Source organism: Aquitalea sp. FG25 (assembly GCF_057809375.1).
In genome coordinates, this window is sequence record NZ_JBMDJV010000006.1 from 81677 (window position 1) to 105487 (window position 23811).

General features: G+C 55.6%; 19 protein-coding genes. 10 read left to right on the forward strand and 9 right to left on the reverse strand.

Annotated features, from left to right (window positions below):
* The first annotated feature begins 27 nt into the window (after window positions 1-27).
* The 6 genes from ppk2 to ACODR9_RS07410 all read left to right on the forward strand — a co-directional run bounded on the left by ppk2 (window position 28) and on the right by ACODR9_RS07410 (window position 6673).
* On the forward strand, window positions 28-885 hold the full coding sequence (gene ppk2 / locus ACODR9_RS07385; RefSeq protein WP_488808627.1) for a polyphosphate kinase 2: 858 nt from the start codon (window positions 28-30) through the stop codon (window positions 883-885).
* A gap of 103 nt (window positions 886-988) precedes the next feature.
* Window positions 989-1546, forward strand: a complete 558-nt coding sequence (locus ACODR9_RS07390) for a peptidylprolyl isomerase (protein WP_488808517.1) — start codon at window positions 989-991, stop codon at window positions 1544-1546.
* Between the two features lie 85 nt (window positions 1547-1631).
* Window positions 1632-2123 (forward strand): peptidylprolyl isomerase, encoded by a 492-nt coding sequence (locus tag ACODR9_RS07395; RefSeq protein ID WP_488808518.1) that lies wholly within the window; start codon window positions 1632-1634, stop codon window positions 2121-2123.
* Window positions 2124-2228: 105 nt separating this feature from the next.
* Window positions 2229-2966, forward strand: coding sequence for a UDP-2,3-diacylglucosamine diphosphatase (locus tag ACODR9_RS07400; RefSeq protein WP_488808520.1), 738 nt, complete (start codon window positions 2229-2231; stop codon window positions 2964-2966).
* A gap of 263 nt (window positions 2967-3229) precedes the next feature.
* A complete protein-coding gene (locus ACODR9_RS07405; protein ID WP_488808522.1) occupies window positions 3230-4816 on the forward strand; it encodes a methyl-accepting chemotaxis protein in 1587 nt (528 codons plus the stop codon).
* A 192-nt stretch (window positions 4817-5008) separates the two neighbouring features.
* Window positions 5009-6673, forward strand: coding sequence for an L-lactate permease (locus tag ACODR9_RS07410; RefSeq protein WP_488808523.1), 1665 nt, complete (start codon window positions 5009-5011; stop codon window positions 6671-6673).
* Between the two features lie 91 nt (window positions 6674-6764).
* On the opposite strand, the gene ACODR9_RS07415 is transcribed toward ACODR9_RS07410, so the two are convergent.
* The 8 genes from ACODR9_RS07415 to ACODR9_RS07450 all read right to left on the reverse strand — a co-directional run bounded on the left by ACODR9_RS07415 (window position 6765) and on the right by ACODR9_RS07450 (window position 16131).
* Window positions 6765-7448, reverse strand: coding sequence for a GntR family transcriptional regulator (locus tag ACODR9_RS07415; protein ID WP_488808524.1), 684 nt, complete (start codon window positions 7446-7448; stop codon window positions 6765-6767).
* 120 nt (window positions 7449-7568) lie between these two features.
* Window positions 7569-9056 (reverse strand): mannitol dehydrogenase family protein, encoded by a 1488-nt coding sequence (locus ACODR9_RS07420; protein WP_488808525.1) that lies wholly within the window; start codon window positions 9054-9056, stop codon window positions 7569-7571.
* Between the two features lie 66 nt (window positions 9057-9122).
* Complete coding sequence (locus ACODR9_RS07425; protein ID WP_488808526.1) at window positions 9123-10499, reverse strand: MFS transporter; 1377 nt, start codon at window positions 10497-10499, stop codon at window positions 9123-9125.
* 47 nt (window positions 10500-10546) lie between these two features.
* Complete coding sequence (locus ACODR9_RS07430) at window positions 10547-11566, reverse strand: Zn-dependent oxidoreductase (RefSeq protein WP_488808527.1); 1020 nt, start codon at window positions 11564-11566, stop codon at window positions 10547-10549.
* A 16-nt stretch (window positions 11567-11582) separates the two neighbouring features.
* Window positions 11583-12797 carry a D-mannonate dehydratase ManD gene (gene manD, locus ACODR9_RS07435; protein WP_488808528.1) on the reverse strand — a complete coding sequence of 405 codons (1215 nt, stop codon included), beginning with the start codon at window positions 12795-12797 and terminating at the stop codon, window positions 11583-11585.
* 438 nt (window positions 12798-13235) lie between these two features.
* Window positions 13236-14696, reverse strand: a complete 1461-nt coding sequence (locus tag ACODR9_RS07440) for a protein adenylyltransferase SelO (protein WP_488808529.1) — start codon at window positions 14694-14696, stop codon at window positions 13236-13238.
* Window positions 14697-14742: 46 nt separating this feature from the next.
* Window positions 14743-15207 carry a hypothetical protein gene (locus tag ACODR9_RS07445; protein WP_488808531.1) on the reverse strand — a complete coding sequence of 155 codons (465 nt, stop codon included), beginning with the start codon at window positions 15205-15207 and terminating at the stop codon, window positions 14743-14745.
* A gap of 27 nt (window positions 15208-15234) precedes the next feature.
* The gene (locus tag ACODR9_RS07450) at window positions 15235-16131 is read right to left on the reverse strand and encodes a LysR family transcriptional regulator (protein WP_488808532.1); all 897 of its coding nucleotides are present in this window, start codon (window positions 16129-16131) and stop codon (window positions 15235-15237) included.
* Between the two features lie 315 nt (window positions 16132-16446).
* On the opposite strand from ACODR9_RS07450, the gene ACODR9_RS07455 reads away from it, so the two are divergent.
* The 3 genes from ACODR9_RS07455 to acs all read left to right on the forward strand — a co-directional run bounded on the left by ACODR9_RS07455 (window position 16447) and on the right by acs (window position 20467).
* Window positions 16447-16758 (forward strand): DUF485 domain-containing protein, encoded by a 312-nt coding sequence (locus ACODR9_RS07455; RefSeq protein ID WP_159878567.1) that lies wholly within the window; start codon window positions 16447-16449, stop codon window positions 16756-16758.
* On the forward strand, window positions 16755-18434 hold the full coding sequence (locus ACODR9_RS07460; RefSeq protein WP_488808534.1) for a cation acetate symporter: 1680 nt from the start codon (window positions 16755-16757) through the stop codon (window positions 18432-18434). Before ACODR9_RS07455 ends, ACODR9_RS07460 begins: the two co-directional genes overlap by 4 nt.
* Before the next feature lie 68 nt (window positions 18435-18502).
* Entirely contained in the window at window positions 18503-20467 is a 1965-nt protein-coding gene (acs, locus tag ACODR9_RS07465) for an acetate--CoA ligase (RefSeq protein ID WP_488808536.1), read from the forward strand.
* Window positions 20468-20577: 110 nt separating this feature from the next.
* On the opposite strand, the gene ACODR9_RS07470 is transcribed toward acs, so the two are convergent.
* Window positions 20578-21495, reverse strand: a complete 918-nt coding sequence (locus ACODR9_RS07470; protein ID WP_488808538.1) for a bestrophin family protein — start codon at window positions 21493-21495, stop codon at window positions 20578-20580.
* 424 nt (window positions 21496-21919) lie between these two features.
* Between ACODR9_RS07470 and ACODR9_RS07475 the strand changes: the two genes are divergently transcribed.
* On the forward strand, window positions 21920-23764 hold the full coding sequence (locus ACODR9_RS07475; RefSeq protein ID WP_488808539.1) for a DUF294 nucleotidyltransferase-like domain-containing protein: 1845 nt from the start codon (window positions 21920-21922) through the stop codon (window positions 23762-23764).
* Window positions 23765-23811 lie beyond the last annotated feature (47 nt).

Here is a 23811-nt window from a genome sequence, read left to right on the forward strand (position 1 = left end):
GAAACCGTCAGCCAGCAACCGGTTGCCCTGCAGGTGGCGGAAGCACCGCATGGCACCAGTGAAGACAGCAGTACCGCCGAACTGCCAGCCAGCTTTCCCTACCGCACGCGCATGCGCCGTGCCGAGTACGAAAAAATCAAGATGGAGCTGCAGATTGAGCTGCTGAAAGTACAAAACTGGGTGAAAGAAACCGGGCAGAAAATCGTTATCCTGTTTGAAGGCCGCGATGCCGCCGGCAAGGGCGGCACCATCAAGCGGTATATGGAACACCTTAACCCGCGCGGTGCGCGTGTGGTGGCCTTGGAAAAGCCGTCCGAACGCGAGCGTGGCCAATGGTACTTCCAGCGCTATATCGAACACCTGCCGTCCTCCGGCGAAATCGTGTTTTTCGACCGCTCCTGGTATAACCGCGCTGGCGTGGAACGGGTAATGGGCTTCTGCAATCCGGACGAGTATCTGGAATTCATGCGCCAGACCCCGCAACTGGAACGCATGCTGGTCAACAGCGGCATCCATCTGTTCAAGTTCTGGTTTTCGGTAAGCCGCGAAGAACAGCTACGCCGCTTCATCTCGCGTCGTGACGACCCGCTCAAGCACTGGAAGCTTTCCCCCATCGACATCCAGTCGCTGGATAAATGGGATGACTACACCTCCGCCAAGCAGGCCATGTTCTTCCACACCAATACCGGCGATGCGCCCTGGGTGGTGGTGAAGTCCGACGACAAAAAACGGGCGCGGCTAAATTGCATCCGCCACTTTCTGGCCAGCCTGGACTACCCCAACAAGGACCCTCGCGTTGCCCACGCAGCCGACCCGCTGATCGTGGGAGCCCCCAAACACATGCTCACGGAGGACGAAGACAAATCCCTGCGTTTCGACGTTTGAGCGGTTTGCGCTAGACATCTGGGCGATCAATGCAGCCGCATCCGCGATGCGGCTGCTGTGCTAGAATCCGGCTTTGTTCCTGCCGATAGCATCAGACACGTCCATGAAAAAACTACTCACTAGTCTTGCCCTGTGCGCCCTGCCCTTGCTGGCACATGCTGCGCAGGTGGTGGAAATGACCACCAACAAAGGCGTAATCGAAATCACCCTGGATTCGGCCAAAGCACCCAAGACCGTGGCCAACTTTGTATCCTATGCCAAAGCCGGCTTCTACAACGGCACGGTGTTTCATCGCATCATCGACGGCTTCATGATTCAAGGCGGTGGTTTTGACGGCAAGCTGGAACAAAAGAAAACCAACGCCCCCATCCCCAATGAAGCCGCCAACGGCCTGAAAAACACCATCGGCACCATCGCCATGGCACGCACGGCCGACCCCAACTCCGCCACGGCCCAGTTTTTCATCAACGTGGCCAACAACGAATTTCTCGACTATAAGAATCCCAGCCCGCAAGGCATCGGCTATGCCGTATTCGGCAAGGTCAGCAAGGGCATGGACGTGGTCAACCGTATTGCCAAAACCCATACCGGCAGCATGAAAGGCATGGATGACGTGCCCTTCGAGCCCATCGTGATCCAGAAGGTGGTGGTCAAGCCCTGACCCCGACTTCACCAGCCTGCCATCCGCAGGCTGGCATTACACAGCATCAAGCCCACGCTTCAAACCAATAAGTAAAGGACTATCCATGATCAAACTGACCACCAATTTTGGCGAAATCGTGCTGGAACTGTTCAGCGACAAGGCTCCGGTTACCGCAGCCAACTTTGAAGAATACGTAAAGAGCGGCCACTACGACGGCACCATCTTCCATCGCGTCATCAACGGTTTCATGATTCAGGGCGGTGGCTTTGATGCCGACATGAAGCAAAAAGACACCCGCGATCCGATCAAGAACGAAGCCAACAACGGTGTTTCCAACAAGACTTACACCGTTGCCATGGCCCGCACCATGGACCCGCACTCCGCGTCGGCCCAGTTCTTCATCAACGTGGCTGACAACGACTTCCTCGACTTCAAATCCGAATCCACCCAGGGCTGGGGCTATGCCGTGTTTGGCCAGGTTGTGGAAGGCCAGGACGTGGTTGACCGCATCAAGACCGTACGCACCGGTCGTAGCGGTGGCCACCAGGACGTACCGGTAGAAGCCGTGGTGCTGGAAAAAGCCGAGATCATCTGATCCGGCAAGGGCTGCCAACAGCCGCCCGGCCTGCAAGCCAGCTCCCTTTCGGGTGGGCTGGCTTTGCTTTATCTTTTTGACGTTTGTTGCTGCTATTGAACCATCATGAGCCATCACTTCATTTCCGACCTGCACCTGAGCGAAGACACCCCGGCGCTATGCCAGCTGTTTGTAGACACCTTGCAGCAATGGCAGGGGCAGATCGATAGCCTGTTCATCCTGGGTGACCTGTTCGAATACTGGGTGGGCGATGATGATGATTCGGCTTTCCTGCAAGCCATGCTCGCGGCCATGCAGCAGTTCTCTCGCCAAACCCCACTCTATGTGATGCGCGGCAACCGTGACTTCCTGCTGGGTAGCGGTTTTACCCAGCGCAGCGGCGCCGCTTTGCTGGAAGACCCCTACCTGCTGGATGCATACGGTCACCGCTATCTGCTCAGCCATGGTGACGCCTTGTGTACCGCAGATACCGCGTATCAGCAATTCCGCGCCATCAGCCGTAACCCGGCCTGGCAGGCGGCCATGCTGGCAAGGCCACTGGCCGAGCGCCACGCCATTGCAGCGCAGGCCCGCATGCAAAGCGAGGCAGCCAAACAGCAGCAAGGCCTGAGTGCCATTACCGATGTTACCGATAGCGCGGTACTGGAATTGCTGGATAGCCATGGCTGGCCCACGCTGATTCACGGCCATACCCACCGTCCGGCTACCCACCACCATCGGCAGGCTGGTCACGCGGCAGAGCGCTGGGTGATTCGCGACTGGCACGGCAGCAGCGGTGGCTATTTGCGCCTGGATGCCGACGGCAAGCTGACCGCCCTGCCGCTGCAAGGTCAAGCCGGTTGAAGCCTTGCCAGGGTGCGACAGGCCGCCTGCCGGATCTGCTATCTAGTGCAGGCTTCACACAAATTCCTGGCTATTTCTCGCAAATTCAAAATAACCATACTATCGACCAGTATTAACCTATAAGACACCCCTGACGTGTGCTATCCCTGTTAATGGGTCGCCTGTACGGCAAGCATCTGCACCGTACCCTGCCCGACAACAATAGCGTAGCGCACCGTGCCTGCCAGGCATGCGCCATGCGCACCTATCGGGGAATGTCATTCATGCTTATCCAACACCGCATGTTTTCGGTGCGCCAGCGTTTTATCTGGCTCACCCTTATCCTGGCCAGCCTGCTTGCCTGTGTAGCCATGGCAGCAAGCCTGCTGGTACGCCAGATCACCATTGGTGGCCCGCAGTATCAGCGCATTATCCAGTCAAAAGACCTGGTCGCAGACATTCTGCCGCCGCCTTCCTACATCATTGAAGCCAACCTGCTGGCCCATCAGCTCCGTAACGCCCCAGCCGAACAGCAAGCCCAACTGATCAGCCAGCTGCAACGCAAGGAACAGGCATTCAATCAGCGCTACCAATACTGGCAACAGCAGGATTTGCCCATTGGCCTGCGCGAAATGCTGATCGGGCAGGCACAGGAATATGGGCGTGAATTTTTTACCCTGCTCCACCAGCACCTGATACCTGCCTTGCACAAACAGCAAACCAGCAAGCTGAATGCCATCTTCGCCCATATGCAGCAAGTATACGGTCAGCACCGTCACGCCATTGACCAAGCCGTCGCCCTGGCCCAACAGCACCAAGCACAACTGGAAAACGAGGCTGCCGCCAGTAATATGCGCAACTGGCAGCTGCTGACACTGGCACTGCTGCTGACCCTCTGCATTGTCGCCTTGCTGTTACGCTGGAACTACCGCCGCTTGATTGCCTTACTTGGGAGCGAACCGGCACAAACCCGGCAGCATATCGGCAATTTGGCCGAAGGGCAGTGGCAGGCTCAGCTACCGCAGGCCAACCCTGACAGCATGAACAGCGTGCTGGACCGCATGATCAGCCGCCTGAGCACCGTCATGCAGGGCATCCGTCAGACCGCCACCGATATGCGCACCTTGTCCGGACAGGTAGAACATGCAGCCAGCCATGTGGGGGAGCAAACCAGCGGCCAAGCGGCACATCTGGAAGAAATTGCCACCACCTTGCAGCAGTTCTCATCCACGCTGGATGCCACCATGCATAGCGCCCTGCAAACCGAGCAACAAGCAGTCGCCGCCGTCGAGGCCACCCGTGAGGGCCGTCTGCTGGTGGAAAACACGGTACAGGCTCTGCACCATATCATTCAGTGCATCGACCAGATCGACGACATTGTTTATCAGACAGATTTGCTGGCCTTGAATGCCACCATTGAAGCTGCCAGAGCCGGAGAACACGGTAAGGGCTTTGCCGTGGTCGCCCAGGAAGTGCGCAAGCTGGCGCAACGCAGCAAGGACGTTGCGCAGGAAATCCAGCAGCTGTCGCAACAGACCAAAGCCCGGGCGGAGCATGCCGGCAGCGCCATGGGCATGCTGGAGGACACCATCATCCAGACGCGACGCCTGGTGGAACACATTACCAGCAGCAGCCAGGAACAGAATCTCGGCATCAACCAGATATCGCAGTCGCTCAACCAGTTAAGTTATTCCTCGGTACAAAATGCGGAAGAGTCACTCAATCTGGTCACCCAGTCCCGAGAAATGCTGCAACATGCCGAAGCCTTGCAGCAGCGAGTGGCATTTTTCCGTCTGCGAGAACCACACAACGACTACCTGCCAATTCCCACCCCAAATACAGATACTGACGCCAGAACCAGCCCGGCCTGAACCTGCACTCTCCATTTTTGCAGACCGACACAGGGTAAACCCGCAAGGGCAAGCCCTAAATGACGATTTGATGCTTGATCACTACAGTTGCGCCATCCGCCACCAGTACAAAAACAGGCGGAACGCTCGATAAGGGGCACAGCGGCAACTGCTGCGCCCGATCAACGCCAACAATCATTGGAGAGAACCATCATGTGGTCCCACGTTTACGACCCACTGGGCAACCCGTGGCTGTCTACGCTGTGCGCAGCGTTGCCGGTCATCGTGCTGCTGGGCGCGCTCGGCATTTTCCATATCAAGGCACATATTGCTGCCTTGATGGGCCTGATTACATCCCTCGTGGTTGCCATCGGCATCTTTGGCATGCCCGGCAGCATGGCACTCAGTGCCACCCTGATGGGTGCAGCCAACGGCTTGTTGCCAATCGGCTGGATCATCCTCAACGTCATCTTCCTGTACCAGCTGACAGAACGTAAAGGCCAGTTTGCCATCCTGCGCGAGAGCATTACCGGCGTGACACAAGACCGCCGCCTGCAACTGCTGCTGATTGCCTTCTGCTTTGGTGCTTTCTTCGAAGGCGCTGGCGGCTTCGGCACCCCGGTAGCCGTGACCGGTGCCATGCTGATCGGCCTGGGCTTCTCCCCGCTGGCCGCATCCGGCTTGTCGCTGATTGCCAATACCGCGCCGGTAGCCTATGGCGCGCTGGGTACCCCGATCACCACCCTGGCCAAGGTAACCGGCATCGACGTGATGCTGATTTCCTCCATGGTGGGTCGTCAGATGACCATCTTCGCCGTCATCGTGCCGTTCTGGCTGCTGATTGCCTTCTGTGGCTGGAAAAACACCCTGCGCATCTGGCCTGCCGCGCTGGTAGCTGGCTTGTCCTTTGCCATTCCGCAGCTGATCGTCTCCAATACCATGGGGCCTGAGCTGGTGGCGGTGATCGCCTCGGTCTGCTCCATCGCTGCCCTGGTGCTGTTCCTGAAGGTATGGCACCCGCAAGAGGTATACACCTCCACCGCCGGCACCATGGCCGGTGCTGCAGCTGAAGCCGCTGGCAAAACCGCACTGCAACCCAAGCATGGTTATTCCACCAGTGACGTGATCCGTGCCTGGCTGCCGTGGCTGATTTTGTCGGTGCTGGTATTTGCCTGGGGCTCGCCGAATGTGAAAAAGGCACTGGATGCCATTTTCACCCTGAACATCCATTGGCCTGGCCTGGACAATCTGGTTCAGAAAATGCCGCCCGTGGTGGCCAAGCCACATATTGAAGCTGCGGTGTATTCGCTGAATATCCTGTCCACCACCGGTACCGGCATTCTGGTGGCCGGCATCCTGTCTGGCCTGATCATGGGCTACCGCCCGAGCGAATTGGTAAAAGTGTACGGTCAGACCTTCTGGTCGCTGCGCTACTCGCTGATCACCATCGTGGCCATGCTGGCACTGGGTTACCTGACCCGTTACTCCGGCGTGGACATCACCCTGGGCCTGGCGTTCTCGCACACTGGCGTGCTCTACCCCTTCTTTGGCACCTTGCTGGGCTGGCTGGGCGTGGCACTCACCGGTTCCGACACCGCTGCCAACGTCCTGTTCGGTGGCCTGCAAAAGGCATCGGCCACCCAGTTGGGTCTGTCTCCGGTGCTGATGACCGCCGCCAACTCGGCTGGCGGTGTGATGGGCAAGATGATCGACGCCCAATCCATCGTGGTGGCTTCGACAGCAACCCAGTACTACGGCAAGGAAGGCGTGATCCTGCGTTACGTGTTCTTCCACTCGCTGGCGCTGGCCTGCCTGGTTGGCTTGGTGGTCACCGCCATGGCCTACCTGCCGCCGTTTACATTGCTGGTATTGCACTAAAATAGCTTGCTAGCCGTCGGTTAGACCAAAAAGCCCCGCCGGGCATGCCTGGCGGGGCTTTTCATTATGTTTCCAATAAAAATCCGATGATTCAGTCAATGAACCAACTACCATGCTGGCTGGCAATCGCCGTAACCGAACGCCCAATCTCTTGCAGATGCACCGCCATGGCGGCTTCGGTAGCATCGGCATCCTGCGCCTGCAAGGCGATGACGATCTGCGCATGCTGCTGAATCAGAACCTCCGGAGGTGACACGGCCTCCAGGCTAAGAAAACGCACCCGGTCCATGGTGGCCTTGATGCTTTCAATGGTTTGCCAGGCAAGTTCACACCCGGCAAAGCGGGCCAGCAGTTGATGAAACTGATCATCCAGCAGCAAGAAGGCATCAGCCTGCCCTTCTTGGGCGGCCAAACGCTGCTGATGCAGATTGTGCTCCAGTGCCAGCAACTGCGCAGCGCTGATCTGCTCTGCCAGCCTCCGGGCAAGCGCACACTCCACCGCCTGCCGGATAAAACTGCCTTCCGCCACCTCTCGCACTGAAATCTTTACCACCAAGGTGCCACGCTGCGGCAGAATCTGCACCAGCCCGGCTTCCGCCAGTTTGATGAAAGCTTCACGCACGGGCTGACGCGACACAGCAAAACGACTTGAAATTTCCTTTTCGGATAACAGCACGCCCGGCGATATCCGGGCAGTCACGATATCCTGTCGCAACAGACGGAAAATCTGCTGATTCACCGGCAGCAAGCTGGTCAGCAGCGTAGGTATTGTCATGCAAGGCAACCATCAGGGTGGATAAGCACCGCATACTAGCAGAGTACAAAAGCGTCACCACGACATGGCGGTAGCACAGGCACATGGCTTTATCAGCATGATGTCAGGACCGTTAGCCACTCAGCTGGCCACACCAGCAACACCCAGCTCAGCACACAAACGGGCAATGCAAGCCTTGGCCCCATGCTGCTGCAGCTGCTGCACATAGTGATTCAACACGGTAACAAAATGCGCATTGCGCGGCAGATCACTGCCAAACACCTGCTCCAGTTGCAATAGCGCCCGCACCCTGCCCATCCCCGGCGCACTGCCTGCCACCAATGCAGAAATTTCTGCATGTAATGGATCACGCACATCAATCGGCTGGCCGTGTTCATCCACACCGCACACATAGCACATCCATGCAGCCAACCCCAGTGCCAGGCAATCAAACCGGCTGCCTTGTGCCAGGTGGTAGCGAATCGGCGCCAACAAGCGTTGCGGCAATTTCTGGCTGCCATCCATGGCAATTTGCCAGGTTCGATGCTGCAAGGTGGGGTTACGAAAACGCTGCAATACACTGGCCGCATAATCCGACGCGGGCTGCAGACAATTTGCCAGCGTCACCGCCTGCTCCCGCAGCATCAGATGATGAACCAGACACACCAACTCAGCATTCTGCATACAATCACTGATACAGGCGTAGCCCGCCAGATAGCCCAGATAGGCCAAAAAAGAATGGCTGCCGTTCAGCATGCGCAACTTCATTTCTTCAAATGGACGCACATCGGCGACCAGTTGCACGCCAACCTGCTCCCAGGCAGGCCTGCCTTGCGGAAAGTTGTCCTCAATCACCCACTGCCGAAATGGCTCGCACGCCACCCCTGCCGGATCATCAATCCCACCCAGCAAGGCAGAAATACGTGCACGGGTATCTACGGTAACCATGGGCACAATGCAATCCACCATGCAGGAAGGAAAGGCAACATGCTCAGCCACCCACCAGGCGAAATCATCACCCTGCAAACCGGCAAGCTGTAACAGCACCTGACGCGTCACCTCGCCATTGGCTGGCATATTGTCACAGGACAACACAGCAAAGGGCGGCAGACCACGCTGACGGCGTAGACGCAGCCCAGCCAGCAACACACCAGCGGCCGATTGCGGCTGCATGGGGTAAGCCACGTCATGCACAATGGCAGGATGATCGAGCTGTAAATTCCCGGAAGCAGGCAGGTGGCAATAGCCTTTCTCGGTAATGGTCAGTGTTACAACCGCCAGATCCGGATGCGCCAGCGCCTCCAGCACAGCAGCCAACCCATCCTCAGGCAAAGAAAGCGCCTGACAGAACACCCCGATTACCCGGCAATGCCAGCCAGATTCATCCATTTCAGATACCGAGTACAACAAATCCTGCTGCTTGAGAGCCGTAATCGTGCCGCTGGAATCGGACAGGCTGACTTCACAATAGCCCCAGTCACTGCCATGGCCACCTGCCAATGCATCGGTATAAACCGCCTGATGGACACGATGAAATGCGCCACACCCCAAGTGCAACAACCTCGGTCGCAGTTTCTGGCGCGCATAGCCAGGCTGATACACGGCGGAAGAATTAATTGTCTGACTCATGGCAGTATCCACAGAAATATGGCGCTAACACCGAAGGCCCGCTGGAAAATAAGCAATACTGACGGCTTAGCGCCGTGCCGACTGCTCCACCGCATCCAGCACCAGATTCAGATCCCGGTCTTTCACTTCCGGCATCTTCAGTGCAGCCAGCAGGCCAATTGCAGAATAAGCCATGATCATCGCAGCAATTGGCCACCAACTACCACTGACATGACAAAAGATACCCGCCAGCGCGGGGCCAAATCCCACAGCAACCAGACCACCTACCTCCTTGGAAATAGCCATTCGGGTAAAACGCTGACGGGCACCAAACAACTCTGCCAGCGTAATGTTTTCCAAAGCAAACAAACCCAATACAGCAATATTATGAATGACGATGATACAAATAACGATGAGATCAAACCCATGATCTTTTTCAACAATCAAAGACAACAAGGGGTAAGCCAGCATGATAGACATCACATTCAGCACAATATAAGGCAGGCGTCTGCCAAATATATCCGAAAGCCAACCAAGCAAAGGGATACTGGCAAAGCCAATCACAGAACTAATCATCAAGGCATCTGTTGGAATGCTTTTATCAAACAATAAGGTTTGCACCAGATAACCGGTCAGAAAGATCTGAATTAGTCCAGAATTCCCCGCCTGACCAAAACGCAAGCCAGTGGCAATCCAGAAAGATGAACTGCGAAATATGGATAAAATACTACTATTATCCTCAAGACTTTTGGCTGGCACATCGTCCTTGGCCTGCGCTTTCTGTTCTTGCACAAATACCGGACTCTCTTTCAGATTGGTGCGTAGCCAGATCGCAAAAAGCATGAAAATCGCACTGGAAAGAAAAGGTATACGCCAGCCCCAATCCATCAATTGCTGTCGATCAAATATATAAAACACCAGCGCCCAAATTGCAGTTGCAGCCAGCGTGCCGCAATTGGTTCCCATTGCAACCAGCGAGGAAATAATACCTCGCCGTCCCACTGGTGCAAATTCAGCCAGCATGGTACCAGCACCTGATATTTCCGCACCTGCGCCCAAGCCCTGAACAATACGTAGCACCACCAGCAAGACAGGTGCCATCATCCCAATTTGTGCATACGTAGGCAGCACACCAATCAAGGTGGTACAAATCCCCATCATGGTAATGGTAATAAATAACACCTTCTTTCTACCAACCAAATCGCCCATACGACCAAACACAAAAGCACCAACAATACGCGAAAAATAGCCAGCACCATAAGTACCCATCGCCAAAATCAACACCATCGCCTTACTCTGTCCATAAAAAAATATTTCATGGAACACCAGCGCCGCCCCTAAAGAGTAAAGCTGAAAATCCATAAACTCCAAAGCTGTACCTAGCCATCCAGACAACGCAGCTTTAACCAAGCCTGAAGTCTTATCGCCAACATCTTTTGTTTCCAATATTTTTACCGAATCCATTGTACCTACTCCCAAACATATCAGTCAGCATTCAAAATAAATACAGCTCAAGATGGGAATTCCAGTAAAATTTTGCAACATGCCGATGGGTCACTCTCAAACAAGTGCAATGCATCTTCCACCTGATCAAAACCAAGTTGATGCGTTATCAGCAGATCCGGTCTCAATTTATTTTCTGCCATCCATGCAATCACCTGAGGAAAACGTGCACTATTCAACCTTGATGAATAAATGGACAGCTCTTTACTGGTAATATCCTTTTGTCTAACGATACATTCATCACTAGAAAATCCCATCATACCAATACGCCCGGCAGGTGATGCCAGTTCGATAGCCTGCTGCAATATAGCTGGATGACAAGCAGCATCAATTAACAGGGTAGGTGCCAGCCCGAGTTCATCAAAATATTCCCGCAACTTGTCATTTTGATTATTCACAACTGCATCGGCACCACATTCAAGCGCACGCTTTAATCTTGAAGACACACGATCAGTTACAACAATATGAGTAAGGCCATATACTGCTTTCAAAACCTGAACAGTAGCCAGGCCCATGGGGCCAGCCCCATAAACCAGCGCCACATCATTTACAACTGGTTTTAACTGCGCCGTAATATTGGCAGCAATACTGAACGGCTCAACAAGTGCTGCCTGGTATGCGGGTATGACTTCAGGAACAACATAGGCATTCATCGCCGGCACGCAAGCATATTCACTGAAGCCACCATCACGATGCACACCAATCACCTGCAAATTCAAGCAAACATTTGGTCGTCCAACCGAGCAGGGATAACACAGACCACAGCTGACTACCGGGTCCACTACCACATGCTGACCGACTCTACTCTGCGCTACATTGCTACCAGCCTGATCAATGACACCATAGAATTCATGCCCAATTACGCGTGGATATCTGACAAATGCATTATGCCCACGATAAATATGCACATCAGAACCACATATACCGGCATATCTTATTTTTACTCGCACTTCATCGCTGGTCGGTTGTGGAATATCACGTTGCTGTATTCCCAACACCCCTGGCTGGGTAATGACTACGCTTCTCATCAGCTTATCTCCTTGTTTACCAGTTCCACACCGTGCCATCCTCAAGCCTCGCTATAGGCAAACAAGCGGCTTCATAAGGATACTTTGCAGCCAGCTTTTCATTAAAATCCACCCCCAAGCCTGCTGCCTGACCTGGATGCATATACCCGTCCTCAAACACCCATTTCTGCTGGAAAACTTCCAGCATGGCGTCCGAATAGCCCATATATTCCTGAATACCAAAATTTGGAACCCACAAGTCAAAATGCAGAGCTGCTGCCATGGACACTGGAGATAGATCAGTCGCGCCATGGGATCCCGTGCGCACCTGATATAGCGAAGCAAAATCAGCAATGCGCCGCATTCCACTTATTCCACCAGTGTGTGTCACAGTGGTACGGATATAATCAATCAATTGCTCTTCAATTAATTGTTTACAATCCCAGATGCTGTTAAAAACTTCGCCCACGGCAATTGGCGTTACCGTATGCTGCCTGATCAAGCGAAAACAGGCTTGATTTTCAGCTGGCGTAGGATCTTCCATCCAAAACAAATGATATGGCTCAACATTTTTTCCAAAACGTGCGGCTTCTGCCGGTGTCAGACGGTGGTGAATATCATGCAGCAGGTGACCATGCTCACCAAACTGGCTACGAATCTTGTCAAATAGCTTAGGTATGAAATTCAAATATTTCTCTGTCGACCATAATTGTTCTTCTGGGCGACTTCCTTTATTTGCAGGTTCGTAAGCCTCGCCTTTTCGTTTGGCCAGACCATAGGTGGAGTCCATGCCGGGAATACCACACTGCACACGAATTGCCTTAAAGCCCATTGCCTGATGTCTGGCGTAGTCATCCAGCACCGCATCGATCGTGCTACCGGTACAATGGGAATACACCATGACTTGCTGGCGGGAGGCACCACCCAGCAATTGATATAGGGGCATATTTGCAGCTTTTCCCTTGATGTCCCACAACGCCATATCAATGGCTGAAATTGCTGCCATGGTGACCGGGCCACGCCGCCAATATCCTCCTTTATAAAAATACTGCCAGATATCTTCAATTTGCTGGGCGTCTCGTCCAATTAATTGAAGACATAGGTGATCTTGCAAGTATGAAGCCACTGATAATTCGCGCCCATTGAGGGTTGCATCACCGATGCCTACCAAACCGCTTTCGGTTGTAATTTTCAGCGTGACAAAATTTCTTCCGGGACAGCTGACAAATACATCTGCCTTGGCAATTTTCATTGACACCTCCAATGGTTCCAATCATTACGGTGCAATAAAAATTAATACGAATCAATCTGCCATACAAGTATCCAAAACCGTCAAAAATGTCAGACATTATTTATTAAAATAAAAAATATATACTTAGCTTTTAATCAATAGGAAATATCAAGAATACAAATGGAAAAATAAGAAAACACGAACTAAAGATGGTGTATTTAACTTAAGAACAAAAAAAATACTAAGAAAATGCGACAGAGATGTGGGGATTCACTCTGAACATTTCAAAGCATTCAATAGACAGGCGTTGGGACGAGACTGTTGCCCACGCATCGCATCAGGATGACTGGACAGGCAGAAGAAAGAGATCAACGGCGCGGTGTGTGCACCACAGGGAATGGAACTGGACCGGATACGCATCAGACGAGATGCACATCCGGTATAAAAGCTGGCATATGTTTAGCTAGAGCAGCTCACGCTAATATCCTGTGCCCAAGCCGGTGGCTCGGCGGCATATACCTGGTATTCGGGCTGCTCATCGAAAGGACGCTGCAGACAATCATGCAGGCTGGAAATCTGGGAGAAATCACCCTGTTGTGCAGCTTGTATGGCTTGTTCTGCCAGATAATTTCTCAGAATGTACTTGGGGTTGCTGGCCTGCATGGCTAGCCGGCGTGCAGCAGCGGGCCTTGATTCAAGCAGCAGCCGTGCCGCGTAGCGTTTGGCCCAATCGTCAAACAGGCTGCGATCCAGAAACAGATCCCGCAAGCTGGCATTGTCTTCGCCAGCCGCAAAGTCAGCCAAGCGGCGGAAGAAGACCGTGTAATCCGTCTGGTGCGCATGCATGGCCAGCAGCAGTGCTTCGATCAGCGCCTCATCCCCCTCTACTGGCACGGCAAGACCCAGTTTATTGCGCATCAGGTCAAGCCAGTGTTGCGCGTATTGTTCACGATAACTGGAGAGCGCTTCCAGCAAGAGCTCTTCGCTCACCAGCGGCAGAAATGCCGAGGCCAGGCAGTGCAGGTTCCACAGGCCAACCTGGGGTTGCTGGTTGTAGGCGTAGCGTCCGGCATGATCACTGTGATTGCACACATGCGCGGCGTTAAAACCGTCCATAAAGCCGAAAGGGCCGTAATCCAGCGTCAGCCCCAGAATAGACATATTGTCGGTGTTCATCACACCATGACAGAAGCCAACCGCTTGCCACTGGGCAATAAGATGCGCCGTTCTGCCGACAATGTCGGAAAACAATGCGGCATATGGCTGATGCTGTTGCGCACACTCTGGAAAGTGATGGCGGATGAGAAAATCTGCCAGCACACGGATTTCCTCATGCTGACCACGATGGTAGAACACTTCGAAATGGCCAAAGCGAATGAAGCTTTCTGCCAGACGGGTTAGGACGGCTGCGGTTTCCGGCTGTTCGCGATAAACCGGATCGGGCGAGCCGGTCATGGCCAGCGCCCGAGTGGTGGGTATGCCGAGGCCATGCATGGCTTCACTACACAGGTATTCCCGAATAGTAGAGCGCAATACGGCGCGCCCATCACCCATGCGTGAAAACGGGGTAAGCCCAGCCCCCTTAAGCTGCCATTCCCAGCGCTGGCCCTGAGCGTCTGATGTATCGCCCAGCAATAGCGCGCGGCCATCACCCAGTTGGGGTACATACACCCCAAACTGATGCCCGGCATACATGGCAGCAATGGGCTGCATGCCATCAGCAAGCCGATTGCCGGACAACAGTGCGAGCGCTGCTGGCTGGGCTAGCGTATCCGGCTGGATGCCCAGCCTTGCACACAGGAAAGTATTTGCCGCAACAAGATACGGCTCACTGAGCGCCTGAGGCTGCACCCGGCGATAGAAGGCCGGTGGCAGTTCCAGAAAACGTTGACCAAAGGTCAGGGAGGAAAAGGGTTGCATGGCCCGATTCTAGTCGTGGACCAGTCAGATAAACACCTGAAGATGATCAGGGTTTTTTCCGCCAGACCCGGCGCATGTCACGGGCAGCATTGAGTGAGGCTGAGGAGAAGCTGGTGGCAGCAAAATGGCCGACTTGCCGACTCATTTTGCTGACCGCGCTGCCAGAACTTTGTCCCAGCTGCAAAGCCTGCTTCATCACACTGAAAGATGGGTGGTTGCCAGACTGCTCCAGTTGCTGCAGCAGGCGTCGATGCATGTCATTAAGGGACTTTTCCGTCGCCAGCATCATGTCCCGATGATTATCAGCCTGTGCCTGCAGCAGGGATACGCCGCCAAGCAGGCTGCCATCGATACGGCTTTGCAAATCGGCATCGGCCAGCGGGTAACCGGGCAGCCAGGCGGCTGTCCAGCTCAAACAGGCATCCTGCTGGGCATCCAGCAGGCGGCGCTGGCTCAACTCCATGGTGCTAAGGTAACGCTGGAAAGCGCTGGCAAACCACTCGTAGGCCATGAATCGTCCTTGTCAGTTGGACAACACTCAATGTGCAGCGCCCGGGCTGAGTGCCCAGACACGGATCAACTCCTGCAGCAGTGCCTCCAGAATCGGGTCACCCACTCGGTCCGAGGGATAGACGAACTGCAGCTCGGCCAGTTTGCGCACACCGGGGACAACCGTCAATCGCCCAGCGGCTTCCCATTCCAACGCTTCCTCCTCCCGGGCCAGCGCGATGCCTACACCACAGGCTACAAGTTCCAGAATGGAGGCCAAATTGTCGCTTTCCGCCACTTTTTTCGGCGAAATATTCAGTTCTCGCCAGAGTTCAGCCGTAATTTTGGACAGGCTGGAGAACTGAGACAGGCCAATCCACGGCAAACGCCCCAGATCTTTATGGTTGGTCAAGTCGATTCGGCTATCCCAGTTTTTGGGGATCACAATGCGGAAGGGGAGATTGGTCAACAGTACGGTATTGACGTTGACATAGGGGTTCTTACCCAGATAGAAGCCGGCATCCAGCTCTTTCTTACGCACCAGATTAAGAACTTCACCGGTCACGCCGTGCTGCAGCCGCAAATCGAGCAGCGGGTATTTTTCCACGAGCGCCGCTACCCACTCGCCCATTTTCAGGGTGGCTGGCGTCAGGGTAAGGCCAATCAGTGCCTTACCTCCGGTTTGCCCTTTCAGGCCTTTGGCATGATTGATAATTTCCCGAGCCGAAGCCAGGATGGACTGTGCCTGGGGCAGCAGTTCCTGCCCTGCCCGTGTCATGGTGACGCCACCGGCGGTGCGTTCGAACAAGGGCATGCCAACTTCTTCTTCCAGTGCCTTGATCTGCGCAGTCACGGCGGGCTGGGATAAATGCAGTAACTCTGCAGCCTGCGTCAGGTGCCCTTGCTGGGCTACGGTGACAAAGGTCCTCAACTGATAGATTTCCATGTACGGCCTGTTCTCCCTGCCTGTAGCGAACGGACTACATTCGTCTGTTTTACCGACCTTATCGTGGACAACATTTTGCGGTCATTACGCGCTGTTCCACAACATTTTCGCGTAATTTTTTCAAAAAAACCCGCAGCCGCAACATGGTAAATCGAGTAAAAATACCACTGCAACTCATTGTTTATTATTATTTTTTGCATTGCAACATCCGTCTGGCAAATTTAATCAATCAAAAAAAGCGATTAGCAGGCGCGGGCTTTCGTCCCTTATGTTTCCTCCAGCGGTCAGACGATCGTTACGACAAAGGAGGATGCAATGAACGAGGACGTACTCAAGAAAGTACAGTCCAACCCGAAGTTCAAAGAGCTTGTTCACAAGAAGACAAGCCTGGGTTGGCAGCTCAGCATCGTAATGCTGGTCATTTACTATGGCTTCATTCTGATTCTGGCATTTTCGCCGTCTACGCTGGGCGCACCGCTCGGCCCCGGCATGACCATGACTGTAGGTATCCCGGTAGGGATTCTGATCATTCTTTCCGCTTTTGTGCTGACCGGCCTGTACGTGCGTAAAGCCAACGGCGAGTTTGACCAGCTCAACCGCGAGATCGTAGAGGAGGCACAACAATGACAAAACGCACTGGCTCTCTCGCTCTGGCTGCATTATCGCTTTTCCCTGCCCTGGCATTTGCCTCCGGCGCCATTGAAGGTGATGTAAAACAGCAGGCCACTAACTGGCACGCCATTATCATGTTTGTGGTGTTTGTGGCCTTTACCATGGGCATTACCTACTGGGCAGCCCGCCGTACCCGTTCCGCCTCGGACTTCTACACGGCCGGTGGCGGCATCAGCGGTTTCCAGAATGGCCTGGCCATTGCCGGTGACTATATGTCGGCGGCGTCCTTTCTGGGTATTTCCGCCATGGTGTTTGATAAGGGCTATGACGGCCTGATCTACTCCATCGGCTTTCTGGTGGGCTGGCCGGTCATCCTGTTCCTGGTGGCTGAGCGTTTGCGCAACCTGGGCAAATACACGTTTGCCGATGTGGCCTCCTACCGCCTGCAACAAACTCCGGTACGCAGCTTTGCTGCCACTTCTACCCTGATGGTGGTCGCCATGTACCTGATCGCGCAGATGGTGGGTGCTGGCAAGCTGATTCAGCTGTTGTTCGGTATGAGCTACTCTTCCGCCGTGATCATGGTAGGCATCCTGATGGTGTGCTACGTACTGTTTGGCGGCATGCTGGCTACCACCTGGGTACAAATCATCAAGGCTGTACTGCTGCTGTGTGGTGCCTCCTTCATGGCCTTCATGGTGCTCTCCACCGTGGGTTTCAGCCCGGAAATGATGTTCGAGAAAGCCGTGGCCGCACACGCCAAGCACGCTGCCATCATGGCACCGGGCAAGGCCGATCCAGTGGATTCCATCTCACTGGGCATGGCGTTGATGTTTGGTACTGCCGGTCTGCCGCACATTCTGATGCGCTTCTTTACCGTGTCTGATGCCAAGGAAGCCCGCAAGTCGGTATTTTACGCAACTGGCTTTATCGGCTACTTCTACATCCTGACCTTCATCATCGGCTTTGGCGCAATCATGCTGGTACTGAATCAGCCGGGCATGATGGAAACCGTGACCAAGAACGGCAAGGAAGTACACCAGCTGATCGGTGGTAGCAATATGGCCGCCATCCACCTGGCCAATGCAGTGGGCGGTGACATGTTCCTGGGCTTCATCTCTGCGGTTGCTTTCGCCACCATCCTGGCCGTTGTAGCAGGCCTGGCGCTGTCTGGTGCCTCTGCCGTATCGCATGACCTGTACGCCTCCGTCATCATGAAGGGCAAGGCCAACGAAGCTGACGAAATCCGCGTATCCAAGATCACCACCGTTGTACTGGGTGTGATTGCCATTGTGCTGGGCCTGGTGTTCGAGAAGCAAAACATTGCCTTCATGGTGGGTCTGGCTTTCTCCATCGCGGCTTCTGCCAACTTCCCGATTCTGTTCCTGTCGATGTTCTGGAAGGGTCTGACCACTCGCGGTGCGGTCATCGGTGGCTTTGTTGGCTTGGCTTCGGCCATCCTGCTGATTGTGCTGGGACCGACAGTATGGGTTGACATCATGAAGCACCCGACAGCCCTGTTCCCGTACAAGAACCCGGCCATTTTCTCCATCACCCTGGCTTTCGTCAGCACCTGGCTGTTCTCGGTGACAGACAAATCCCGCTCGGCTGAAGAAGAAAAAGCCAAATTCGATGCTCAGTTTGTCCGTTCCATGACTGGTATCGGCGCAACTGGTGCCTCCAAGCACTAATCGTTTCACCTGAGGCCGCATCCTGCGGGATGCGGCTACAGCACTACAAGACATACAAGGAGAAGGTAATGTCCACTCTCGAATCCATTCTGAAGGAAACCCGTAGCTTTCCGCCGTCCGACGACTTCCGCCACAAGGCTACGGTTTCGGGCATGGAGGCCTACAACGCACTGTGCGAACAGGCTGATGACAGCTACCTGTCGTTCTGGGGGGACCTTGCCCGCGAACTGATCACCTGGAAAAAGCCCTTCTCGCGGGTTCTGGATGACAGCAACGCACCTTTCTTCAAATGGTTTGACGATGGCGTTCTGAACGTCTCCTACAACTGCCTGGACCGTCACCTGCCGCTGAACGCCAACAAGATTGCCCTGATCTTCGAAGCTGATGATGGCGAAGTAACCCGTGTCACTTATTCCGAACTGCACCGCCGCGTTTGCCAGTTTTCCAATGGTCTGAAGAGCCTGGACATTGGCAAGGGCGACCGTGTGGTCATCTATATGCCGATGGTGATTGAAGCCATCGTTGCCATGCAGGCTTGCGCCCGTATCGGTGCCATCCACTCGGTCGTATTCGGCGGCTTCTCCGCCGGTGCCGTACGTGACCGTGTTCAGGATGCCGGTGCCAAGCTGGTGATTACTGCCAATGAAGGCCTGCGTGGTGGCAAGACCGTTCCGCTGAAGGCCACCGTGGACGAAGCGCTGGCCCTGGAAGGCTGCGAATCGGTACAAAATGTTGTGGTTTACCAGCGCACCAATGGTGGCGCACAGTGGACCGAAGGCCGCGACATCTGGTGGCACAAGTTGGTGGAAGGCCAGGCCGAAGCCTGCGAACCGGAATGGATGCTGGCGGATGACCCGCTGTTCATTCTGTACACCTCCGGCTCCACCGGCAAACCCAAAGGCATCCAGCACAGCAGCGCCGGTTATCTCTTGGGCGCCATCAACAGCTTCCGCTGGGCCTTTGACTACAAACCGAATGATGTGTACTGGTGCACCGCCGACGTGGGCTGGATCACCGGTCACTCCTATATCTGCTATGGCCCGCTGGGCATCGGTGCCACCCAGGTGGTATTCGAAGGCGTCCCGACCTATCCGGATGCTGGCCGCTTCTGGCGCATGATCGAGCAGCACAAGGTCAGCATTTTCTACACCGCACCGACCGCCATCCGTTCGCTGATCAAGCTGGGCAACGACCTGCCCAAGCAATACGATCTGTCCAGCCTGCGCCTGTTGGGCACTGTGGGCGAGCCGATCAATCCGGAAGCCTGGATGTGGTATTACGAAGTAGTGGGTGGTGGCCGCTGCCCGATCGTGGATACCTGGTGGCAAACCGAAACCGGCTCGGCGATGATTGCGCCGATTCCGGGTGCAGTACCCACCAAGCCGGGTTCTTGCACCCTGCCGCTGCCGGGCATCATTGCCGACATCGTGGACGAATCCGGTGCTCAGGTAGAGCCGGGCCGTGGCGGTTTCCTGGTGATCAAGAAGCCCTTCCCGTCCCTGGTGCGCACGATCTGGAACGACCCGGACCGCTTCAAGAAAACCTACTTCCCGGACGAATTCAACGGCCAGTACTACCTGGCGGGCGACTCGGCCAACCGTGACGAAAACGGCTACTTCTGGATCATGGGCCGTATCGACGATGTGCTGAACGTATCCGGCCATCGTCTGGGCACCATGGAAATCGAATCGGCGCTGGTGGCCAATCCGCTGGTGGCAGAAGCTGCCGTGGTGGGCAAGCCGCACGAAGTGAAGGGTGAAGCCGTGGTGGCCTTTGTGGTGCTGAAGGGCGCGCGTCCGGAAGGCGACGACGCCAAGAAGATTGCTGCCGAGTTGAAAAACTGGGTGGCCCACGAAATTGGCAAGATTGCCCAGCCGGACGACATCCGCTTTGGCGAAAACCTGCCCAAGACCCGCTCCGGCAAGATCATGCGCCGCCTGTTGCGCTCGATTGCCAAGGGCGAGGAAATCACCCAGGACGTTTCCACACTGGAAAACCCGCAGATTCTGGGCCAGCTGCAGAATCCGCTGTAAACAGTTTCAGGAGCACACTGACCTTGAGCCCGGCGATTTAGCCGGGCTTTTTTTATGGTGCCAAACTGGCCGCATCGCACAGGCATCTCACAACAGTCATTGAGGATGACTCAATGCAGATACACCCCTTCTGGCTGTGGCGCTTCCACCCCAACCGGCAGCCCCTGCATCTCCCGCACTGCGGATTCGATGGTATGACACAGCGCGGCCAGTGGCAGATCATTGCCTTCACGGCCAAACGGTTCTTCCAGCTCTTCCCCTATCACTTCCAGTGCCAGATAGGTGTAGGCAATGAATACCGCAATGGGCGGCGTCAGCCAGCCTATGCTGCTGACCAGCCCCATGGGTAGCAGCAAGCTGTAAATGGTGACCGTACGGTTCAACAGCACACGGTATGTATAAGGAATCGGTGTGGTGTCGATGCGTTCGCAACCGCCCAGGATTTCCGACATGGTGTTCAGCTTTTGGTCCAGCGCATGCCACTGCAACTCACTGATGCAGCCTTCACGCTGCAATTGCAGGATCAGCTCCCCCAGGCGTCGCAGAATGATGGCGGGCGCAAACCGGGCAGCCAACACTTCATCCTGCAGACAAGCAGGCAGTAAGCGCAGCAGGTGTTGGCAATCGTGTTCCTGGCGCAGCTGTGCTTTCAGCGCATAGGCAAAGGCACACTGCAAATCTGCAGCCTCGGCAGTGAGCGGATGGCGTGGCAGCGCCGCCAGCAGTTGCCGGGAGATCGAGCGATTGACAATCAGCAAGCCGCCCCACAGCTTGCGCGCCTCCCAGAAGCGGTCATAACTAACCGAATTGCGAAAACCAAGGAAGATCGCCAGCGACACCCCCAGCAGTGTAAAGGTGGGAATGCTGAGTGCAGAGTCTCCAAAACTGCTAAGCCACCAATGGCGCACCGATGCTGCCAGCACCGCAATCAGCAAGACCAGCAACAGCCGTGGCAGGATGCGCGGCAAAACCGAGCCATGCCAGACAAATAGCAGACGGAACCAGCTGAGGGAGGAACGAACGATCATGGGCAATATCAGTAAAAGATGGTGAAGCCGCCATGATAAGGCATTGCCGTTTTTGCTGCAGTGCAAAACATTAGCCGCCCCGGCGTTCAATGTCGGCTAATATGATCTGCCAATACGCTAGGCAATATGGCCATACCGGCATTGCGCCAAGGCACCTAGCCATCTAACACAAGACAAGCAGCTTAATCTTTCTGCCTGAATGCACGGGCCGTCAAACCTACTGCCCATGCGGGTTTTATTCCGAGAAATCTCCAACCACATGGATAAAGTCATTGCCCCCAGCCAGGGCGCTACGGCAGCATAGCGCCCGCCGATACCCCGTACGGCCAAGGTCAATGCCAGAAGAAAGCGGATTTCCCCAATATCCGGCCCGGTATGCCATCTTTATATTGAACGCCGTTTTGGCCAACTGCGGAGCCCAACCATGCCCACCCCCTTTCCGGCCGACTGGCAGGCACTGCTCCTGCACGAACCCTTTGCCGCCATGACAGCAGAACAGCTGGCCTTACTGGCCAGTCATGCACGCCGACAACATTTTTCGCGCGGTAGCAGCCTGACCAGCCCGCAGGCCGGACCAGCCAGCCAGCTGTTCATCGTGGTGGACGGCCAGGTACTGGCAGAAGACATCTATAGCGGCCAGCCTTTTGCCATGCTGGGACAGGGCGATATGTTTCCGCTAGGCGCCCTGCTGGCACAACGCCCGGTCAGCAACCATTACCGCGCCGACAGCGACTGCATGGTGTTGCAGCTGCCACGCGCAGCCTTTGTCGCGCTGTGTGCCCAAGCACCTGCTTTTCAGCTGTTTTGTACCCAGCGTCTGGCCAACCTGCTGTCTCGTGCCAGACAGCTGCACCCCTCGGCACTGGGTGGCCAGGGACTCAGCCTGCATACACCGCTGTCTGCCGTCATCCAGCGGCCACCGGTCACCTGCCGACCAGAAACCGCCCTGCGCCCGCTTCTGGAGCAGATGCAGACGGAGGGCGTGGGCTCGGTCGTGATCACCAGCCCGGAACAACGCCTGCTTGGGCTGTTTACCCTGCGTGATTTACTGAGCGCACATCTGGCAGGCCGGGGCGACGATACCCCGGTGAAGGACATGATGCGCCAGCCTGGCTGCATCCTCCCCCCCAGCGCACTGGCCAGCGAAGCCATGCTGGCGCTGGTGCAAAGTGGTGAGCGCCACGTCATGGTGTGCGAAGGCAGCACGCTGGTGGGTATTGTTTCCGAACACGATCTGTATCGCCTGTCGCGGCTGGACATGAAAGAGATGCTGCAACGCCTGGGCCGCTGCGACAGCACTGCGGCGCTGGCCGGCGTGGCAGCCACCTTCCGCCGTCAGGTCGTCGCCCTGTTCAAGCAGGGGATGGATGCGGATGCCTGCACCCGCCTGCTCAGCCTGTTCAACGACCAGTTGCTGGCACGATTGTGTCAGCTGCATCTGGGTGAAGCCGGGCTGGAGGATGTGGAAATCTGCTGGCTGCAATTTGGCAGCAGTGGCCGCCAGGAGAACACACTGACCTCCGATCAGGACAGCGGGCTGGTATTTCGCAGCAGCAGCCCGCTACGCCGGCAGCAACTTTCCCAGCAGCTACCCGCCATTGCCCAGCGTATCTGCTCGGCACTGAGCGCCTGCGGCATTCCCTTGTGCAGCCATGGCGTCATGGCTGGCAACCCCAGCCATTGCCTGTCGTTTGAGGACTGGAGCGATACCTTTATCAGTCAGCTGATGCAGTCACCGGATAGTGCCGGTCATGTCGGTCTGTATCTGGATATGCGCCCGGCCTGGGGGCAGCATGGCTTGGGGCTGGAACTGGCCAGCGCGCTGCGTCAGCGCGCCACCGATCCCACCGTACTGCGGGCACTCAGCCGCAGTGCCCGCAGTTATCAGCCACCGCTGGGCTGGAGTGGCCGCCTGCAAACCAATCAGGATGACAAGCTTGATCTCAAGCCAGCGCTGGACCTGTTTGTCGACGCAGCCCGCATTCTGGCATTACAGGCCGGCTCGGCGGCCAGCCGCACCTGCGAGCGCTTTACCGCAGCCGCAGATCTACCAGGACTGCGCAGCAGCGATTGCCAGAGCTTTGCCGACAGCGCCCGTTTCCTGCAAGATCTGCGCCTGCGCCACCAACTGGCATGTCAGGAAAACGGCGCACGTCTGGACAATCTGATTGACCCGCAGCAACTGGGAACACTGGACGCCCGCATCCTGAAGGAAACACTACGCCAAGCCCGTAAACTGCAGGCTTGGCTGGGTCAGCATCTGCCCTGAGCAACAGATTGCGCACCACCACGTGGCGGGCAAGGTTGTGAAGCGGC

Bases quoted from the DNA above. Each gene is read 5' to 3' on its own strand.
- ACODR9_RS07390 (WP_488808517.1), top strand. From the start codon at position 989: ATGAAAAAACTACTCACTAGTCTTGCCCTGTGCGCCCTGCCCTTGCTG.
- ACODR9_RS07395 (WP_488808518.1), top strand. From the start codon at position 1,632: ATGATCAAACTGACCACCAATTTTGGCGAAATCGTGCTGGAACTGTTC.
- ACODR9_RS07400 (WP_488808520.1), top strand. From the start codon at position 2,229: ATGAGCCATCACTTCATTTCCGACCTGCACCTGAGCGAAGACACCCCG.
- ACODR9_RS07405 (WP_488808522.1), top strand. From the start codon at position 3,230: ATGCTTATCCAACACCGCATGTTTTCGGTGCGCCAGCGTTTTATCTGG.
- ACODR9_RS07410 (WP_488808523.1), top strand. From the start codon at position 5,009: ATGTGGTCCCACGTTTACGACCCACTGGGCAACCCGTGGCTGTCTACG.
- ACODR9_RS07415 (WP_488808524.1), bottom strand. From the start codon at position 7,448: ATGACAATACCTACGCTGCTGACCAGCTTGCTGCCGGTGAATCAGCAG.
- ACODR9_RS07420 (WP_488808525.1), bottom strand. From the start codon at position 9,056: ATGAGTCAGACAATTAATTCTTCCGCCGTGTATCAGCCTGGCTATGCG.
- ACODR9_RS07425 (WP_488808526.1), bottom strand. From the start codon at position 10,499: ATGGATTCGGTAAAAATATTGGAAACAAAAGATGTTGGCGATAAGACT.
- ACODR9_RS07430 (WP_488808527.1), bottom strand. From the start codon at position 11,566: ATGAGAAGCGTAGTCATTACCCAGCCAGGGGTGTTGGGAATACAGCAA.
- manD (WP_488808528.1), bottom strand. From the start codon at position 12,797: ATGAAAATTGCCAAGGCAGATGTATTTGTCAGCTGTCCCGGAAGAAAT.
- ACODR9_RS07440 (WP_488808529.1), bottom strand. From the start codon at position 14,696: ATGCAACCCTTTTCCTCCCTGACCTTTGGTCAACGTTTTCTGGAACTG.
- ACODR9_RS07445 (WP_488808531.1), bottom strand. From the start codon at position 15,207: ATGGCCTACGAGTGGTTTGCCAGCGCTTTCCAGCGTTACCTTAGCACC.
- ACODR9_RS07450 (WP_488808532.1), bottom strand. From the start codon at position 16,131: ATGGAAATCTATCAGTTGAGGACCTTTGTCACCGTAGCCCAGCAAGGG.
- ACODR9_RS07455 (WP_159878567.1), top strand. From the start codon at position 16,447: ATGAACGAGGACGTACTCAAGAAAGTACAGTCCAACCCGAAGTTCAAA.
- ACODR9_RS07460 (WP_488808534.1), top strand. From the start codon at position 16,755: ATGACAAAACGCACTGGCTCTCTCGCTCTGGCTGCATTATCGCTTTTC.
- acs (WP_488808536.1), top strand. From the start codon at position 18,503: ATGTCCACTCTCGAATCCATTCTGAAGGAAACCCGTAGCTTTCCGCCG.
- ACODR9_RS07470 (WP_488808538.1), bottom strand. From the start codon at position 21,495: ATGATCGTTCGTTCCTCCCTCAGCTGGTTCCGTCTGCTATTTGTCTGG.
- ACODR9_RS07475 (WP_488808539.1), top strand. From the start codon at position 21,920: ATGCCCACCCCCTTTCCGGCCGACTGGCAGGCACTGCTCCTGCACGAA.